The 15,651-nt window shown below is 53.2% G+C and carries 18 protein-coding genes; 11 read left to right on the top strand and 7 right to left on the bottom strand.

From position 1 onward, the window contains the following. Positions 1 to 107: 107 nt before the first annotated feature. The 4 genes from RCF31_RS22425 to RCF31_RS22410 all read left to right on the top strand — a co-directional run bounded on the left by RCF31_RS22425 (position 108) and on the right by RCF31_RS22410 (position 3,556). Positions 108 to 1,448: an MFS transporter gene (locus RCF31_RS22425; protein ID WP_416413472.1), complete on the top strand. Its 1,341-nt coding sequence runs from the start codon at positions 108 to 110 to the stop codon at positions 1,446 to 1,448. Between the two features lie 126 nt (positions 1,449 to 1,574). Continuing rightward, a complete protein-coding gene (locus tag RCF31_RS22420; protein ID WP_416413471.1) occupies positions 1,575 to 2,534 on the top strand; it encodes a C-terminal binding protein in 960 nt (319 codons plus the stop codon). A gap of 28 nt (positions 2,535 to 2,562) precedes the next feature. Then, positions 2,563 to 3,219, top strand: coding sequence for an RraA family protein (locus tag RCF31_RS22415; protein WP_416413469.1), 657 nt, complete (start codon positions 2,563 to 2,565; stop codon positions 3,217 to 3,219). A 52-nt stretch (positions 3,220 to 3,271) separates the two neighbouring features. Further along, positions 3,272 to 3,556: a hypothetical protein gene (locus RCF31_RS22410; protein ID WP_416413468.1), complete on the top strand. Its 285-nt coding sequence runs from the start codon at positions 3,272 to 3,274 to the stop codon at positions 3,554 to 3,556. A gap of 42 nt (positions 3,557 to 3,598) precedes the next feature. On the opposite strand, the gene RCF31_RS22405 is transcribed toward RCF31_RS22410, so the two are convergent. Continuing rightward, positions 3,599 to 4,726, bottom strand: coding sequence for an acyltransferase family protein (locus tag RCF31_RS22405; RefSeq protein ID WP_416413467.1), 1,128 nt, complete (start codon positions 4,724 to 4,726; stop codon positions 3,599 to 3,601). A gap of 529 nt (positions 4,727 to 5,255) precedes the next feature. Between RCF31_RS22405 and RCF31_RS22400 the strand changes: the two genes are divergently transcribed. The 4 genes from RCF31_RS22400 (at position 5,256) to RCF31_RS22385 (ending at position 8,434) form a co-directional block, all read left to right on the top strand. Then, a complete protein-coding gene (locus tag RCF31_RS22400) occupies positions 5,256 to 6,074 on the top strand; it encodes an SGNH/GDSL hydrolase family protein (RefSeq protein ID WP_416413466.1) in 819 nt (272 codons plus the stop codon). A gap of 95 nt (positions 6,075 to 6,169) precedes the next feature. After that, entirely contained in the window at positions 6,170 to 6,805 is a 636-nt protein-coding gene (locus RCF31_RS22395) for a GntR family transcriptional regulator (RefSeq protein ID WP_416413463.1), read from the top strand. A 130-nt stretch (positions 6,806 to 6,935) separates the two neighbouring features. Beyond that, the gene (gene zigA, locus RCF31_RS22390) at positions 6,936 to 8,159 is read left to right on the top strand and encodes a zinc metallochaperone GTPase ZigA (protein WP_416413461.1); all 1,224 of its coding nucleotides are present in this window, start codon (positions 6,936 to 6,938) and stop codon (positions 8,157 to 8,159) included. 89 nt (positions 8,160 to 8,248) lie between these two features. Further along, positions 8,249 to 8,434, top strand: a complete 186-nt coding sequence (locus RCF31_RS22385; protein WP_299451110.1) for a tautomerase family protein — start codon at positions 8,249 to 8,251, stop codon at positions 8,432 to 8,434. A 52-nt stretch (positions 8,435 to 8,486) separates the two neighbouring features. Here RCF31_RS22385 and RCF31_RS22380 read toward each other — a convergent pair whose 3' ends face one another. After that, positions 8,487 to 9,095, bottom strand: a complete 609-nt coding sequence (locus RCF31_RS22380) for a TetR/AcrR family transcriptional regulator (protein ID WP_416413460.1) — start codon at positions 9,093 to 9,095, stop codon at positions 8,487 to 8,489. A gap of 118 nt (positions 9,096 to 9,213) precedes the next feature. Between RCF31_RS22380 and RCF31_RS22375 the strand changes: the two genes are divergently transcribed. Next, on the top strand, positions 9,214 to 10,416 hold the full coding sequence (locus tag RCF31_RS22375) for an MFS transporter (protein ID WP_416413459.1): 1,203 nt from the start codon (positions 9,214 to 9,216) through the stop codon (positions 10,414 to 10,416). Positions 10,417 to 10,502: 86 nt separating this feature from the next. Here RCF31_RS22375 and RCF31_RS22370 read toward each other — a convergent pair whose 3' ends face one another. Together RCF31_RS22370 and RCF31_RS22365 are read right to left on the bottom strand one after the other, a co-directional pair. Beyond that, entirely contained in the window at positions 10,503 to 10,655 is a 153-nt protein-coding gene (locus tag RCF31_RS22370; protein WP_416413797.1) for a hypothetical protein, read from the bottom strand. After that, complete coding sequence (locus RCF31_RS22365; protein WP_416413458.1) at positions 10,594 to 10,812, bottom strand: hypothetical protein; 219 nt, start codon at positions 10,810 to 10,812, stop codon at positions 10,594 to 10,596. Before RCF31_RS22365 ends, RCF31_RS22370 begins: the two co-directional genes overlap by 62 nt. A gap of 284 nt (positions 10,813 to 11,096) precedes the next feature. Here RCF31_RS22365 and RCF31_RS22360 point away from each other — a divergent pair, with 284 nt between their 5' ends. Both RCF31_RS22360 and RCF31_RS22355 read left to right on the top strand, forming a co-directional pair. After that, complete coding sequence (locus RCF31_RS22360) at positions 11,097 to 11,312, top strand: hypothetical protein (protein ID WP_416413456.1); 216 nt, start codon at positions 11,097 to 11,099, stop codon at positions 11,310 to 11,312. A 142-nt stretch (positions 11,313 to 11,454) separates the two neighbouring features. After that, entirely contained in the window at positions 11,455 to 12,198 is a 744-nt protein-coding gene (locus RCF31_RS22355) for a GntR family transcriptional regulator (protein ID WP_084881192.1), read from the top strand. Here RCF31_RS22355 and RCF31_RS22350 read toward each other — a convergent pair. The 3 genes from RCF31_RS22350 to RCF31_RS22340 are packed head-to-tail and all read right to left on the bottom strand — an operon-like array spanning position 12,185 to position 15,466. Continuing rightward, complete coding sequence (locus tag RCF31_RS22350) at positions 12,185 to 13,165, bottom strand: PfkB family carbohydrate kinase (RefSeq protein WP_416413455.1); 981 nt, start codon at positions 13,163 to 13,165, stop codon at positions 12,185 to 12,187. The genes RCF31_RS22355 and RCF31_RS22350 overlap by 14 nt on opposite strands. Next, complete coding sequence (locus tag RCF31_RS22345; protein ID WP_313683205.1) at positions 13,152 to 14,174, bottom strand: ADP-ribosylglycohydrolase family protein; 1,023 nt, start codon at positions 14,172 to 14,174, stop codon at positions 13,152 to 13,154. Before RCF31_RS22345 ends, RCF31_RS22350 begins: the two co-directional genes overlap by 14 nt. A gap of 17 nt (positions 14,175 to 14,191) precedes the next feature. Further along, positions 14,192 to 15,466: a nucleoside permease gene (locus RCF31_RS22340; protein WP_416413454.1), complete on the bottom strand. Its 1,275-nt coding sequence runs from the start codon at positions 15,464 to 15,466 to the stop codon at positions 14,192 to 14,194. Positions 15,467 to 15,651 lie beyond the last annotated feature (185 nt).

Here is a 15,651-nt window from a genome sequence, read left to right as displayed (position 1 = left end):
GGCATTACCTCAACCTCGCTCGGCATCCCCCCCACCAGGGATCGAGCGTTTTCTTTTCGCGGCTTCTCACGCTGTCATTCAATCGTATAAGAATCAGGAAAGCAGCCATGAGTACTTTGACAGAGAGTAAAACGCGCAATGCCGTGAACGACATTGAGCACATCACTATCCGCAGAATTATCACCATGCTGGTGCCACTGATGGTGGCGATGTACGTGGTGGCCTATATCGATCGCCAAAATATCAGTTTCGCCAAGTTGCAGATGGTCAGCAGCCTCGGCTGGAGTGAGTCAGCTTTTGGCCTCGGTGCCTCGCTGTTCTTTATCGGTTATCTGGTTTTTAGCGTACCAGGCAACCTGATCCTGTCGAAGGTCGGTGCCAAACGTTGGTTTGCCCTCAGCCTCGCGGCCTGGGGCATCATCACTATTGCCCTCGCCTTCACACAAAGCCTGACCATGTTCTACAGCCTGCGTTTTGTTCTCGGGCTGGCGGAAGCCAGTTTCTATCCCGGCCTGATTTATTACTCAACACAGTGGTTCCCGATTAAATACCGTCCGCGTATCGTCGGTTTCCTCGTCACCGCCAGCATGTTCGCCAATATGATTGGTGCCCCGCTCAACGGTGCGCTGCTCAGCATGCACGGCATTATGGGTTACGAAGGCTGGCAATGGCTGTTCCTGATCACCGGCCTGCTGGCGATTGTGCTCATCGTTCCGGTGCTGTTTTGGTTCCCGATGAGTCCGGCGCACGCCACGTTCCTGTCAGCCGAACAAAAACAATGGTTGTCGCAACGGCTGGAGGACGAACGCCGTCAGGAAACGGATAAATCTGTCGATACGTTGTTCAAGTCGCTGACCGATAAACGCGTGCTGGCACTGGCGCTGGTGTATGGCTTTATCTGCTTCGGCGCTTATGGCATCAGCTACTGGATGCCTACCATCGTGAAATCCTTCGGCGTTTCCGATATGACCAACGGATTCGTCAATATGATCCCCTGGGCGATGGTGATGATTATGCTGCGCTGGCTGACGCAAAAGCCGGAACGTACCAATAACCCGTTTATCAATGTCGCGCTGCCGATGTTTACCTCTGCCGCCTGCCTGATTGGTTCGGTGTGGTTTGCCAGCCAGCCGGTCATCAGTTTTGCCTTTATCTGCGGCGTGGTGTTATCGGTGTTCGCCATCCAACCCTGCTTCTGGAATCTGACCAAATTCCTTTCCGGTGCTTCAGCGGCTGCGGGTATCGCCATCATTAATTCGCTGGCAAACCTCGGTGGTTTCTTCGCGCAAAACACTATCCCGCTGGTACGCGATCAAATGCAAAGCGCCACCGCGCCGATGGTCTATCTCAGCATCGTCATGCTGGTGGGGGGGATCTGCACCATGATGCTCATCAAATGGCTGCAACGTCAGCGCGAACCGAGTGCTGCTCCGATGCCAGGACACTAATCTAACATTTCAGATTAAATCAATAAAACGTGACAAATATCACTAATATCAGACTTTAACATTGCTGATACGGATAGATATCGTCAACATCGACCAAAACTAACATGTCAGATTAAGAAGGTTGTCATGAAAAAGATTGTGGTTCTCGAGCCGGGTTACGTGCATTACCGTGAAGAAGAAGCCATTCTCGCCGCCTTTCATCCGCAGTTTGTGGTGATCCCTGCCAATACCGCGCGGGATGCGCTGCTGGAACAGTTGCGGGATGCCGATGCCGTGATGCTGCGTGAAGCACGCCTCGACAGCGGCATGATCGCCGTTCTCGATAAATGCCAGGCAGTAGTGCGCTACGGCGTTGGGGTGGATAACGTCGATCTCGTCGCGGCGAAAGAAAAAGGGATTTATGTCGCCAACGTGCCGGATTACGGATCAGAAGACGTCGCCGAACACGCGCTGGCCTTACTGCTGGCCGCCACACGGCGTATTACCTCGCGCAATCAGCAGGTTCATCAGGGCCAGTGGAACATCGGCCAGGCTGAACCCATGTTCCGCATGAGCGGCAAAGTGCTGGGCGTGGTGGGCTTTGGCCGTATCGCCCGCTGCCTTGCGGCTAAAGCTCGCGGCATCGGTTTCCGTTCGCTGCTGGTGTGCGATCCGCTGCTGGATACGCAGGCCGCTGAAGATGCCGGGGTGGTCAGCGTCTCGCTGGAAACATTGTGCCGTGAAGCCGACTTCATCTCCCTGCATGTCCCATTGTCAGAGCAAACCCGCCATCTGATCGGCGCGCAACAACTGGCGATGATGAAACCCACCAGCGTGCTGGTAAACACCTCACGCGGCGGCCTGATCGATGAAACTGCCCTGTTCCAGGCTCTGCAAAATCGTCAGCTGTTTGCTGCCGGGCTTGATGTGTTTGAGCAGGAACCGATCCGTGCCGACCATCCGCTTCTGACCTTATCTGAGGTGATTTGTACCGACCATACCGCCTGGTTCACTGAGGAATCAGTGATTGAACTGCAACGCAAAGCCGCGCAGGAAGTGTTGCGTGTCTTTGAAGGCAACAAACCCCTGAATTGGGTGAATCGATAAGCACCCGCCCTGCCAAGAGGAAGAGAAGATGTACAGCCAAGAGATTATTGAAGGTTACCGTGCGATTTTTTCCACCGCTTCGATTGCGGATGCCTGCGACCAGATTGTGGGTAAAACCATGTTCCTGCCGTTTGAGGTGAAGAACCGTATCAACGACAAAAAAATTGTCGGCCCGGCGGTGACCATCCTCGAAGATGTCACCGATGAAAAATTACCGCCTCAGCACGCGCTGGATGCGATTGATGAGTCAGAAGCCGGTTCCGTGATTGTGATTGGCGGCAGCCCGGCACTGGAGAACGTCGCCGTCTGGGGTGGCCTGATGACCGCGGGCGCGGTGGCGAATAAACATGAAGGCGCAGTGTTGATGGGTGGCGTGCGCGACTTAACCGAGATCCGCCGTGATTACGATTTCCCGGTGTTTGCCAAAACCGTGACCCCTGGCACCACGCTGGGTCGCTTCAAAACTCTGGACGCCAACGTCACCTTAACCCTGGGCGAGGTGGCGATTCACCCGGGTGATTTGATTGTCGGTGATGTCGATGGCGTGGTGTGTGTGCCGCAGGCCCAGGTTGCAGCAGTGCTGGAACTGTCCAAATCCATCGACCAGCGCGAGCTGGAACAGGCCAAACTGATTATCCAGTCAGGATCGCTGCGTGAAGGGCTGGCCAAATACGGCCGCATTTAACCGTGTAAGCGGCTGCGGCCCCCCGCCGTGGCCGCCTGACAGGACCTTTAAAATGAAAGATCTGGATATTCTCTCCTTCGGTGAACCGCTCTACGAATTCAGCCAGTTACCCGGGGCACAACAGCCGGTCAGTTATCTGAGCGGATATGGCGGTGACACCTCAAACTTTGCCGTCAGCGCTGCGAGCCTGCCAAGCCTCGATGAGGCACGTTTGCTGACCGGATTACAGGATGCCGATGCCAACGCCGCTGCCGCACTGACCACCACTGGCTATGGTGCTGTAGCCTCCATCCCAGGACGCGCTCAGGTGGATACGTTTCTCCACGCGACACGTTAACTGTGCCAGCCTGCCCCTGAGCGTCGCAGGCTGGCATTTTCGCTACAAACTGACCTCAACTGGCATCACGACTTTCTTCACCTTCGGTTTCAGCCCAAATAACATTGAGGTAAAGCGTGAGCGTTTTATCAGCCAATAACACAGGGTACTCACCGCAATCCCGATGGCGCAGTTAATCAGCACATAGATGATCGACAGGTTGGCCGGCAGCCAGACATCCATCAGCCACGAGAAGGTAATCACCACCGGATAATGCAACAGATAGATGACCAGAGCGGAATCCACTACCCCTGTCAGTAAACGGTTTTCTTTCAGCGGCAAACGCTCGAAGGTAAACACCAGCCAGTAAGAAAGCACAACCGACAACACACTGCCCATCAGTACCGGAAGATACTTCACAGCGCTGGCAATATGCTGATGCGCAATCACATAGAATCCCAGCCAGGTAGCCAGCGCGATAGCCGCGATCAACCACTTATTGAGCAGCCAGCAATCCGCATATGCCACAATTTTCTCTCTGTTGACATACAGCGCATAGCCAGCAGCGTAATAAACCAGAAAACGCGCGGTAACCGGGATCAATTCAATAAACTCACCCTGCCCTTTAACCAGAAACTTGAGAAAAAAACAGGCATTGGCCAACAGGATCAGGGTCGCCAGCAGCATTGGCAGCGATAATTTGCCCAATTGCCGCGAGGCGAGTTGATAAAAGCGCCCCGGAATCACCATTGACATGACCGACAGTGAAACCAGAAACCACAGGTGATGCATCCATAAATAACTGTGTAACCAGCCCGTCAGGGATAAGGGCGTACCTTTCATTTGTCCGGCAATCACATACATTAGCGGGGGAATAAGCAACCAGGCCGTGATCAGTGGCGTAAGTACCCGTTTGCGGCGATTCTCAAGGAAAATCTTTTGCCCTTTGCGTAATACAATTAATGCTGCAAACATTCCCGAAAGAAAGAAAAACACTTCCATTCTGAATGTATGAAACATGCTCAGAAAAGCAGTAAATAACTCGGATGGATCGCGCTGCGCGACATAATACCAGCCATTTTCACCAGGCAGACTTCTTGAAGCATGTAAGAGCACACCTTCCAGAATTAATCCTGCGCGCAGCAGGTCGAGACCGATATTTCGGCCAGAGAGAAATGATTGTGTATTCACGTTCGCACCTTCAGTAATGAATTATTTAAAGGGGAAATGACCTCACTCAAAATAATGCTAACATTTCACTCTCTCATTGACAGTTCGTTTACACAATTTAAGAAAATCGCTATTGCATATAATTAAAATCATGTAACATCGTTAATACAGAGGAAAACAAACACACTAGATAAAATGAGACACCCCGATATTATCTGGCACCTGTTGGGATGGGAATCCACTCATTAAGCGAATGATTTATCGGGTGTGATGCTATTTTTTCCATCCTTTAACGATCACTTCATTTATAGATATTTCGCAATGAAAATATAAAGGCAATGTAATGATTTTTTAACCAAAAGAAAAATAAAACCACCTTACAATTCAACAGAAAAAAACAATCAACATGCTGATTTAAAACAAAATAAACACTTTACATTAATTGCACCCCAGTTCGTTTTATTTTTTATTTCTTTAGGATTGCTCTGATGGCACTTTAGCTGCTGTCATATGGCATATATACTCACAATCTTAGATTCTTTCATCTCCCGTGACTAAAGGCGCATCCGTCATGAAGCCATACTCGTTTCACATCGGAATGTTTTTCTCGTTAAGTACAGCACTCACCCCAGCGATTTCTGCCACTGGCACTACCAATAATAATTTTATTATTGAAGCTTACGGTGGTTCCAGCACCCAGGGAGCAATGGCAGTCCGGGAAAATGGCAAAATCCATCCTGTTTTCATAAAAAATAATGAAATAGGCCTAATCAACCAATTCCTCAAAGAAAAATACGGCGATGGTATTTCTGTGGTCAATAAAGGTGCTTCGTCATCGCAAGCGATGGACCTGTTAAATGGAAAGTATTTCTATAAAAACAATAAAAGCTGGCGTGAGGAGATGGAAAAATCGCCTGCCCGGATCATTTTGCTAAATTTTGCGACTAACGATGCACGTCATTTTCATTTTCGGGATATTGAGCCGGATTATCGTGTCAGCCCGGATAAATACACTACGGTAATGACGCAATTAGTGAATATTGCCCGCGCAGCAGGAAAAGAAGTGATTCTTCAGGAGCCCCATCCGATTTGCGGCGGCGGAGTGAAATGGCATATCGCGCCTTATGTCAGCAAACTTGATGCGGTGGCACACGCGGAATCGGTGCCGCTGGTCAGGCAATATCAACGTATTTTGCAGATGAAAGACTGGCAATCGCTGCTATCGCCAGACTGTATTCACCCCTCAGAGGAACTGTATCGCATCAAAGCGCAGGAAACGTTCTCGGTGCTGGTGGCGAATTATGGTCCTGAGTTAGCGGCCGCCGGACGACGGCATAATGCGGATGGCGGACAGATGGTTAAGCGTTAATCGGGCTGCGCAGAGCGGGATTTACCTCATGTCCGAATGGCTTCATTTCTGGTATACATACTGCTCCGATTAGTGGTGGAGCAGACAGTAAAACTATGGCGCAGGATCTTCTGAAAGATGTGGTGTACAAACGAATCAAGGACATGATCGTTAATGGCTCGCTGCCAATGGGCGGTAAGCTTTCAGAATCGGCCCTCGCCACCCGCTTAGCGGCAAGCAAAGCCCCGGTACGTGATGCCTTACGACGTTTGCAGAGCGAAGGTCTGGTGCAGATTAAACCGAAGAGCGGCACCTTTGTGTTTAGCCTCAACGATCTGGAATTTAAGGATCTGCTGGAGTTTCGCTTTTATGTCGAATCGAAGGCGATGGAGCTGGCGCTGAAAAAAAATCCGAAGCAGCTGGTGCAGGAGATTTCGGCGATTCTCGATAACATGGAATTCTGCATTAACAACGGCTCCACTGTGGAATATATCCGGCTTGATAACCTGTTCCATCAGGCGCTGTTTACCTGGTGCCAGAACCCTTATCTGGAGCAGGCCTACACGCTGATTTCATCGCGCATGGCGACCATCCGTAACTATCTCGGCAGCAATGACGAGCATATGCACCGCTCCTGGAATCAGCACGTCGCCATTGTGACCGCCCTGCGCAACAATGATTACGACAGTGCGCTGGTGGCTTTACAGGGTCATATCCTGCCGGAATTTGGTGCCTACTGGGGTTTGCTCTAAACCCGTCATCGCCGGGTCGTTTCCCGGCGTCTCCCCCTTCCCTTTGGTCCACCTGAATAATATCCCTTGTCATCTCTGGGTTATTATTGTTATGTTATAACATAACAATTCATGATTCAGAGGAAATGCTATGCCGCTCGATTCAGACTCACGTCTCCCCGTTACCGTTCTTTCTGGTTTTCTTGGCGCGGGCAAAACCACGCTACTCAACCATATTCTTAACAACCGGGAAGGCCGCCGCGTCGCGGTGATCGTCAATGATATGTCAGAGGTGAACATTGATGCAGCGCTGGTACGTGACGGTGGTGCAGAGCTGTCGCGCACCGATGAGAAGCTGGTGGAAATGAGTAATGGCTGCATTTGCTGCACGCTGCGTGAAGATTTGCTGCTGGAAGTGAAACGTCTGGCCCAGGAAGGTCGTTTTGACCAACTGGTGATTGAATCCACCGGTATTTCCGAGCCGCTGCCGGTGGCAGAAACCTTCACTTTTGAGGATGAAGACGGCCAGAGCCTGTCACGATTTGCCCGGCTCGATACCATGGTCACCGTGGTGGATGGTTTTAATTTCCTGCGCGACTACCGCTCAACCGATTCGTTGCAGGCACGAGGCGAATCACTGGGTGAGGCTGATGAACGCTCGGTCGTCGATTTGCTGGTCGATCAGATCGAGTTTTGTGATGTGCTGGTGGTGAATAAAACCGATTTAATCGACGCGGACGATCAGCAAACGCTGTTTGCCATGCTGCAATCCCTCAACCCTCGCGCGCACATTGTGTTTGCCCGGTTTGGTCAGGTGTCACTGAGTGAAGTGCTGGAAACCGGCCGCTTTGATTTTGATGCCGCTTCTCAGGCCCCCGGCTGGTTGCAGGAATTACGCGGCGAACATCAGCCCGAAACCGAAGAATATGGCATCCGCAGTTTTGTCTATCGCGCACGCCGTCCCTTCCATCCGCAGCGCTTCTGGCATGCCGTGAACCACCAGCTGGATGGAGTTATACGCTCGAAAGGTTACTTCTGGCTCGCCAGCCGACCGGAATATGCGGCGATGTGGTCGCAGGCCGGAGCCGTGGCGCGTCAGGGCTATGCCGGTCACTGGTGGGCCAGCATCCCACGCGAACGCTGGCCGCAGGATAGCGAATCGCTGGCGTTTATTGCCCAGCACTGGCAGGAAGGCATCGGCGATGCACGTCAGGAACTGGTATTTATCGGGATTGAGATGGATGAAGACCAGGTGCGGAGCGCGCTGGATCACGCCCTGCTGACACCAGCAGAGATGGCTGAAGGCCCGGCAAACTGGGTGAAATTGCCCGATCCGGTACCGGAATGGTTCGAACGTGACCCGGTGGAAGCATAAAGGTACAGAAAGCAACAATTGGCTACGTCTTTCTGCTCATGTCAGGAGTATGCTGAATGACGGAAATTACCCTTACAGGAGAAGACGTTATGCCAGAAGTTGTCGTTTATGCCGCGGAAGGCCGCTCTGTTGAACAGAAAAAGAAACTGCTGAAAGCCATCACCACTGCCGTGTCGGAATCTTTTGAGATCGACAAGAACGCGGTTGTGGTGTCGATTGTAGAAACCCCGTTGCACATGAAATCGAAGGGCGGTATCCCCTTTGACGAGCGTTAACTGACGCTGAACTGCCTGTCCGTTTTCTGATACGGGCAGGCACTATGTTGCGTCAGATGCTGGCCGCATCCCACAGTTTCATCATCTGCGTGATGGCTCGTTCCGTTTCAGCCAGCGGAACATCATCGCGCGCCAGCGTCGATATCCCCAGCAGAAAGCTATTGAAACTTACCGCTAGCGCTAACGTCTCTTCTTCATCCCTTAATTCCCCCTCACGGATTCCACGCTGAAAGCAATTTTTTATCCCTTCACTGGTGCGTTGCCGTGAATCCTTCAGCGGTTGCAGCACATGACGGTTCTCCTCCGAACATGAGGACATCACGCTCAATGCCACCATGCAACCGCGCGGATGGTCGGGTTCATATTGCATGCGGGCGGAGCTAATCAGCGCCGTTTCCAGAGCCTCGCGCGGCGGTAATTCCGCGTCCCACAATGATTCCGTGACCTGCGCATGGGTTTGCAGATAACAACCCACCGCTTCTTTAAAAAGCGCCTCTTTGGAACCAAAGGCAGCATAGAAACTTGGCGCAGTGATCCCTTTGCCAATCGCGGCCTTGAGCTGGGCAAGCGAGGTGGACTCGTAACCATTTTCCCAGAATAGGTGCATGGCATGAATCACCGCTTCGTCGCGGTCAAACTGTCTTGGTCGGCCTGTTCTCATCTTCTCTCCTCCACTACATACATACTAATCGATACATAATTTATTGACAATCGCCGTAACTACATCCCAATATATGTATCGATCGATACATTAATTAATCACCGCTAAGGCTGTATTTATGAAGAAAAAACATCGGGCTGAACCGGCCCAGCACCTGCCCATCCTTGCCCTGCTGGCGCTGGCCATGACGGGTTTTATCTGCATTCTGACCGAAACCATCCCCGCCGGGCTGCTGCCGGAGATAAGCAGAGGGCTTCATATATCCCCCTCGCTGGCCGGACAGATGGTTACCGCATACGCGGCGGGTTCCCTGCTGGCAGCCATCCCGCTGACCATCGTGACCCGCACCTGGTCACGTCGCCTGGTATTGCTCAGCACCGTCGGGGGGTTTCTGCTTTTTAATACGCTGACCGCCATCTCTGGCAGCATTACAGTGATCATGATTGCCCGTTTCCTTGCCGGAGCATCCGCCGGACTCGCCTGGAGCCTGCTGGCTGGCTATGCACGCAAAATGGTGGTGCCCTCTTTGCAGGGACGGGCTTTAGCGCTGGCGATGGTCGGCACGCCGATTGCGCTGTCGCTGGGCGTACCGGCGGGTACCTGGATGGGGGCGTTTTTGGGATGGCGTCTGACGTTTGCGGTGATGTCGGGGTTGTCAGTGCTGTTGATTGGCTGGATCCTGCTGGCGGTGCCGGATTATCCGGGCAGCTCAGCCACGCAAAAAATGCGTATCGGTGCGGTGTTGTTGATTCCAGGGGTCCGTTCGGTACTTGCCGTGGTGCTTACCTGGATGCTGGCGCACAACATTCTATATACCTATATCGCCCCGTTTATCACGCCTGCGGGTTTAGCCCCGAGGGTTGATGTGGTCCTGCTGATATTTGGCCTGGCGGCATTGGGCGGGATTTATATCACGGGCCGGATTATCGACAGCCACCTGCGCAATGCTGTGTTGCTGTCTCTGGCGGTGTTTGCCGCTGTGGCGTTGGTGTTTGCTATCGGAGCAGCATCCCCGGCGGTGATGCTGGTCGGGATCGGCGTCTGGGGCCTGACGTTTGGTGGCGCAGCGACCCTGTTGCAAACGGCACTGGCGGACGCGGCGGGTGAACATGCTGATGTCGCGCTTTCTATGAACGTGGTGACCTGGAACGGCGCTATCGCGCTGGGTGGTCTGGTAGGGGGATTATTGCTGGAACATGTCGGTAGCCGGTCCTTTCCCTGGGCGTTGATCGTTCTATTGTTGACGGCGTTCACCATCGCGCTTCGTGCCGGAAATCATGGTTTCCCGGCAACCAGCAGAGAGTTGACGACCAGCCAGTGATTTAATTTCCTTGAAAGAATGGCCGGACTGAACGTTTCATCCCGGCCATGATCTTCAAACTTTTCCTTACGTTCCATTTGAACTCCTCATTGACCTTTATGAATTTCGACATGGTATTTAGGTGTGACTACGCGGATATTATCTACGTTGTAGACCTCCCCGCCTTCTGAAATCAGCTCAACGTGATGTAGATCGTGCGTAACACGTTTGCCAGCGTTTTCCCCATTTCTTACTCGGATTGATCGTGCGGACCAGATAGGTTTTTAGCAGGCCATCGCTAAAGTAAACGCGCCCACGCACCGACATCTCAACCGTGCCATCTGCCGCAGCGGCAGCCAGCAACTCATGTTCTTCAGGCAGATTAATGGCTTTCACATGGCAGACGGACATTAACATTGTTCGTCAAATCCAGACTGATATCCAGGATATGCAGACTAACCCTTTTAAGGAAGTAGCATTTACGGAATAACACCTTATATTAGTTACAATAAGATAAATAGAATTTTGCAATAATCATTGCATCACACCAGGGAAATAACAAAAGACACACCCATTATTGAGACATTAGAAAATAATCATATCAAAATAATTAAATCCACTACGGAAATAATTTATTAATAAGACCATCCATCCCTATCATTTTTATTCCCGTTAACCTGAATACATAAGCCAGGTATGATATGAAACCAACCTTATTTTTAGCGATTGCTGCATCTATGGTATTCCTTACAGGAGGTTGTCAGAATAACTCCCCGATTTACGGAAATTATTCTTCAGCAGTCTGTCTGCAAATCGGGCAGAATCACGATTCGAATTGCTCAAACTCCGGCGATAAATGGAAAGATAAATCCGCAGATGAATTACCGGTCATGAGCGATAATAATGGCCCTCAATGATTCATATTCATAAAACTTCAGGTGCGGCTTGTCTGCCTGTCAGAGAAAACCGCACCAAAATGACCCAGTAGCAGCGCAAATCCGCTTCGCAGCCATCGAATTTTCAGTATCATAGCTCGATCTGCCGTTTTCTGGATTGAGTATGACCAATCAACACACCTCCCTGTTTGCCCGGCTTGCCTCCATCCTGGCGGATGAGAGCCGTACGCCTCTATACAAGCGCTTTGCTTCCGCGATTAAAGATGCCGTGCGTGAGGGCGTGCTGGTCCATGAGGAGATCCTGCCAGGTGAGCGCGAGTTCAGCCAGTCGCTGGGGATCTCGCGCATTACGGTGCGTAAAGCAATGGACGAGCTGGAAAAAGAGGGCGTGGTATTTCGCTCACGCGGTTATGGCACGCAAATTTGCAGCCAGTTCGAGTATTCACTCAAAGAACCGAAGGGGCTCTCGCAGCAGGCGGTGTTGCGTGGCAAAAAGCCCGATACCGTGTGGATCAACAAAAGCAAAATTCGTTGCACCGCCGAGATTGCAGAGAAATTGGGCCTTAGCAGCGGCAGCGATGTCTGGCAGCTGAAGCGCATTCGCTATGTCGATCAGCAGGCGGTGTCCGTGGAGGAATCGTGGGTATCGACGCAGTTGATTGCCGATGCGGATGATATCGGCATCTCGCTGTACGATTACTTTCGTGAGCAGCAAATTCTGCCGGTAAAATCGCAGAGCCGCGTCAGCGCACGTATGCCGGATGAAGCGTTGCAACAGCAAATCGCCCTGCCCGCCAATGTGCCGGTGCTGGTGATTAAGCAGCTGGCACTCGACGCGCAAGGTAATCCGCTGGAGTACAGCATCAGCTACTGCCGCAGCGATATGTACGTGTTTATTGCTGAGTAAGCCGCTGCTGCCAGTAAGTCACCAGCGCAGCGCGGTCCGGCGCACAATCACCGCCGCGCTGCGACACGACATAGGATGCCACCGCATTGCCGAGCGCAACGCTGTCAGCCAGTGTCCAGCCGGAAGCCAGACCGGCCAGTAAACCGCCTGCATGACTGTCGCCTGCACCAATGGTGTCCACCACGGTGGTGTTCAGCGCCGGAATCCAGCCCTGCGTCTCGCCATCGTTATAGCCCGCACCATCACTGTCGAGCCGCACCACCATCGCGCTGCCGAACCGTTTCTGCCAGCGCGTCAGCAGGCTTTGTGCATCAAAACTTTCCGTCGCACCGAGACGCTCCAACCACAACAGCTCCGCCTCCTGCCTGTTCACTGTAATCAGTGGTTTCAGCGCCATGATGCGCGCAAAATCGGCATCCGCGATATCCGCCAGGCGTGGGCCAAAGTCCACCAGCAGCTGATAAGGTGCTGTCTGACGCTCCAGCCACGCGATCAACACCTCGCCGCTTTTGCTGGTGAGCTGATACCCCGACAGATAGATCCAGCGATTTTCCGGCTGTGGTAAGGCGTCAAGTAGCGCCGCATCCCACTGATTTTCTACGCCGCTGACCGAAAGAAAGGTACGTTCTCCGTCCGGTTCCACCAGCGCCAGGCACCAGCCGTTATCACCGGACGCGGTTTCGAGCACACTTTCGATGCCATATTCTGCCAGCTTCTGGCGCACAATCCCTGCCCATACCCCCTTGCCGAGTGGCAAGGCATTGACCGATGGGACGTCAAGCCGATGCAAGGCAATCGCCACGTTCAGGGCGCATCCCCCCACATTGACGCCCTGTTGCTGCAACTCAATATCGCTGCCACGATGCGGCAGCGAATAAGCATCGGCAATCACGTCAACCACCGCCGCACCGATGACGCAGACCGGCAGACGAGCTGTCAGCCGGGCAAGGCAATCAGGCGTCAGCATAGGCGGCCTCACGCTGCTGACGGAAGCGGCTGAACGCGCTGCTGTAGCGGGTGAAATCGAGGTTATTGGCCGCATCAAGTTCGGCTTTTAATGCCGGATCGATCGCCTCAATCCCCTGCAATGCCCCACAAATCGCCACTGCCATCGCGCCAATGGTGTCGGTATCGCCGCCCAGATTGGCGCAGAGAATGGCACACCGGTTGGGATCGCAGGCGGCCAGTTCCACCATGGCAATGGCGGCCGGCACCGATTCGATAGTGCTGGTACCGGTGCCCACCAGATCATAAATCTGCTGCATGGTTGATTCGATGCCCCTGCCCTGCGCCACCACCTGCAATGCCAGCTCGATACGTGCGGCAATTGACGCACTGAAAGTGGTCACACGCTTCTCCTGTGCAGCGCGGGCAATGGACGGCAACTCATCGCGAATGGTTGCCCAGCTCGCACCATCAATCGCCCGCGAGACGGCCCAGGCAATCGCCGTGGCACCGGCAATCGCCACGTCGGACTTGTGCGTGGGGCTGGAAGCCAGCGCCACCGCATCAATAAAGCCAGCCAGGTCGCGCGCCGGTAACAGGCAGCCCAGCGGTGAAACGCGCATCGCCGCACCGTTGGTCATGCCGTTATTTTCCAGCTGTGCCACCGGTGTGCCGGCCTTCAGTGCATTGAGCGCGATTTTTGACGTCGGCCCCAGCACATTTTTATTGAAGGCATCGAACGCTTCTGCCCAGCGCAAAATATTGGCACCGATGGTTTCCGCGTTGATGTCACCATCATGGGTGATGATGGCGTCAGCCAGCGCCAGCGCCATGGAGGTGTCGTCGGTAAAGGCCGCCCGGCCAAAATAGCAGGCGGCATTATTCTCCGCCGGACCGGGCAGAAAGCGATCGATCCAGCCAAAATGCTGTTTCACGCGCGAACGCGGCCAGAGTTCCGACGGCATACCCATCGCATCGCCCAGTGCCTGACCATAAAAGGCGCCCAAAATCCGTTTTTCCTGGTGTGTCATTGTCATCTTCACTTCTCTTATTTATGGCTTTCAGCGGTTGCTGAAGTATCAAAAGCGGTTAATTCTTCACTGCGTTTTTTGCCATCGCGGAACAGCGTGATAAATGCGAGGGTGATAATCACAATCATCACGCTACCGAACATCCACATCCCGGCCCAGTTAAATGTCAGACCATTTTGCGGTTTGTCGTAAGCAAACATCTCCTGCATCAGATAACCCCCGAGGCGGTAGCCCAGCAGGCTGCCGATACCCTGACAGGCCAGCGTGATCAGCCCCTGTGCCGCGTTACGCATCGCCACTGGCGCTTTCTTGTCCACGTAAATGTAGGCGGTGATGAAGTAGAAGTCATAGCTGACGCCGTGCAGCAGGATGCCCATAAACAGCAGGCCGTAAGTCAGCAGGTTCTGATCGCCGCCAAACACAAAGAACACATAGCGTAAGGCAGCGGTCACCAGCCCCAGCAGCAGCACTTTGCCGATGCCGAAACGCTTGATAAAGAACGGCAGCGCCAGCAGGAAAAAGATTTCCGAAACCTGGCCGAGCGTCATCCAGCCAGTTGCGTGTGGCAGCCCCACTTCTGTCAGGTAGCCTTCGGCGAAGATGTAATAGAAGGCCAGCGGCATGCTGAACAGGAACGAACAAACGAAGAATACGAGGAAGCTGCGATCTTTCAGCAGATGTAGCGCATCGAGGCCGAGCGCTACGCGCAGGCTGAACTTACCGGTGCTCTTAGGTTCGGTAGCAGGCAGCATCAACGCGAAAACCCCCAGTACCAGCGAACTGGCGGCGGTGATCAGCAAGGGCACGTTGCTCGCCGAGATATCGCCGAAACCAAGCAGCGGCGGCAGGAAACCACAGGCGATACCGGACGCGATCCAGCCAATGGTGCCCATCACGCGCACGCGGGGGTAATCACGCTCCACATCGCCGACATGAGAGAAGGCAATGCTGTTGGTTAAGGCGATGGTCGGCATATAGGTCAGCGCGTAAAGCAGCAGCAGCGGGAAGAAGCTGGCAAAGTGCGTCTGCTGCGCGGCGAAGAACATCAGGATCGCCCCGGCTATCATCAGCAGCGCCAGCACCTTCTGCGCCTGGAAGAAGCGGTCGGCCAGTGAGCCCACCAGGATCGGTGACAGAATGGCAGCGATGGAGGTGCAGGCATAGCACCAGGCAATCTCCATCGGCGTAAAACCGTTTTTGCTAAGAAAGGCCCAGAGCGGCACAAACCATGCCCCCCAGATAAACCATTCGAGAAACATCATGAACGACAGTTTTGGCATTGTATTTTTCATCGAACTCACTCCCCGGTGTTGGTAGAACCAATCTAACACCAGTGACAATACCTTTATAATACCATTAGCTGATAGTTTGACCTACACCACATAATTTTAACCGATGGTTAACAGACAAAAAATGCGCGATAAATCGCGCCGCTACAGATACGCACTGGCCCGTAGCGGCGCGATTTATCGCGCAG

The organism is Pantoea sp. App145 (genome assembly GCF_047947045.1).
Taxonomy (GTDB): Bacteria; Pseudomonadota; Gammaproteobacteria; order Enterobacterales; family Enterobacteriaceae; genus Pantoea.
The sequence above is the reverse complement of the archived record's forward strand: the minus strand, read 5'-3'. Positions and strand labels throughout refer to the sequence as shown.

Excerpts from the sequence above, each read along its gene's own strand:
- RCF31_RS22345 (WP_313683205.1), bottom strand. The coding sequence starts at position 14,174 with ATGACACACCAGGAAAAACGGATTTTGGGCGCCTTTTATGGTCAGGCA.
- RCF31_RS22360 (WP_416413456.1), top strand. The coding sequence starts at position 11,097 with ATGAAACCAACCTTATTTTTAGCGATTGCTGCATCTATGGTATTCCTT.
- RCF31_RS22410 (WP_416413468.1), top strand. The coding sequence starts at position 3,272 with ATGAAAGATCTGGATATTCTCTCCTTCGGTGAACCGCTCTACGAATTC.
- RCF31_RS22350 (WP_416413455.1), bottom strand. The coding sequence starts at position 13,165 with ATGCTGACGCCTGATTGCCTTGCCCGGCTGACAGCTCGTCTGCCGGTC.
- RCF31_RS22415 (WP_416413469.1), top strand. The coding sequence starts at position 2,563 with ATGTACAGCCAAGAGATTATTGAAGGTTACCGTGCGATTTTTTCCACC.
- RCF31_RS22355 (WP_084881192.1), top strand. The coding sequence starts at position 11,455 with ATGACCAATCAACACACCTCCCTGTTTGCCCGGCTTGCCTCCATCCTG.
- RCF31_RS22420 (WP_416413471.1), top strand. The coding sequence starts at position 1,575 with ATGAAAAAGATTGTGGTTCTCGAGCCGGGTTACGTGCATTACCGTGAA.
- RCF31_RS22395 (WP_416413463.1), top strand. The coding sequence starts at position 6,170 with ATGGCGCAGGATCTTCTGAAAGATGTGGTGTACAAACGAATCAAGGAC.
- RCF31_RS22375 (WP_416413459.1), top strand. The coding sequence starts at position 9,214 with ATGAAGAAAAAACATCGGGCTGAACCGGCCCAGCACCTGCCCATCCTT.
- RCF31_RS22380 (WP_416413460.1), bottom strand. The coding sequence starts at position 9,095 with ATGAGAACAGGCCGACCAAGACAGTTTGACCGCGACGAAGCGGTGATT.
- RCF31_RS22340 (WP_416413454.1), bottom strand. The coding sequence starts at position 15,466 with ATGAAAAATACAATGCCAAAACTGTCGTTCATGATGTTTCTCGAATGG.
- RCF31_RS22425 (WP_416413472.1), top strand. The coding sequence starts at position 108 with ATGAGTACTTTGACAGAGAGTAAAACGCGCAATGCCGTGAACGACATT.
- RCF31_RS22385 (WP_299451110.1), top strand. The coding sequence starts at position 8,249 with ATGCCAGAAGTTGTCGTTTATGCCGCGGAAGGCCGCTCTGTTGAACAG.
- RCF31_RS22365 (WP_416413458.1), bottom strand. The coding sequence starts at position 10,812 with ATGTTAATGTCCGTCTGCCATGTGAAAGCCATTAATCTGCCTGAAGAA.
- zigA (WP_416413461.1), top strand. The coding sequence starts at position 6,936 with ATGCCGCTCGATTCAGACTCACGTCTCCCCGTTACCGTTCTTTCTGGT.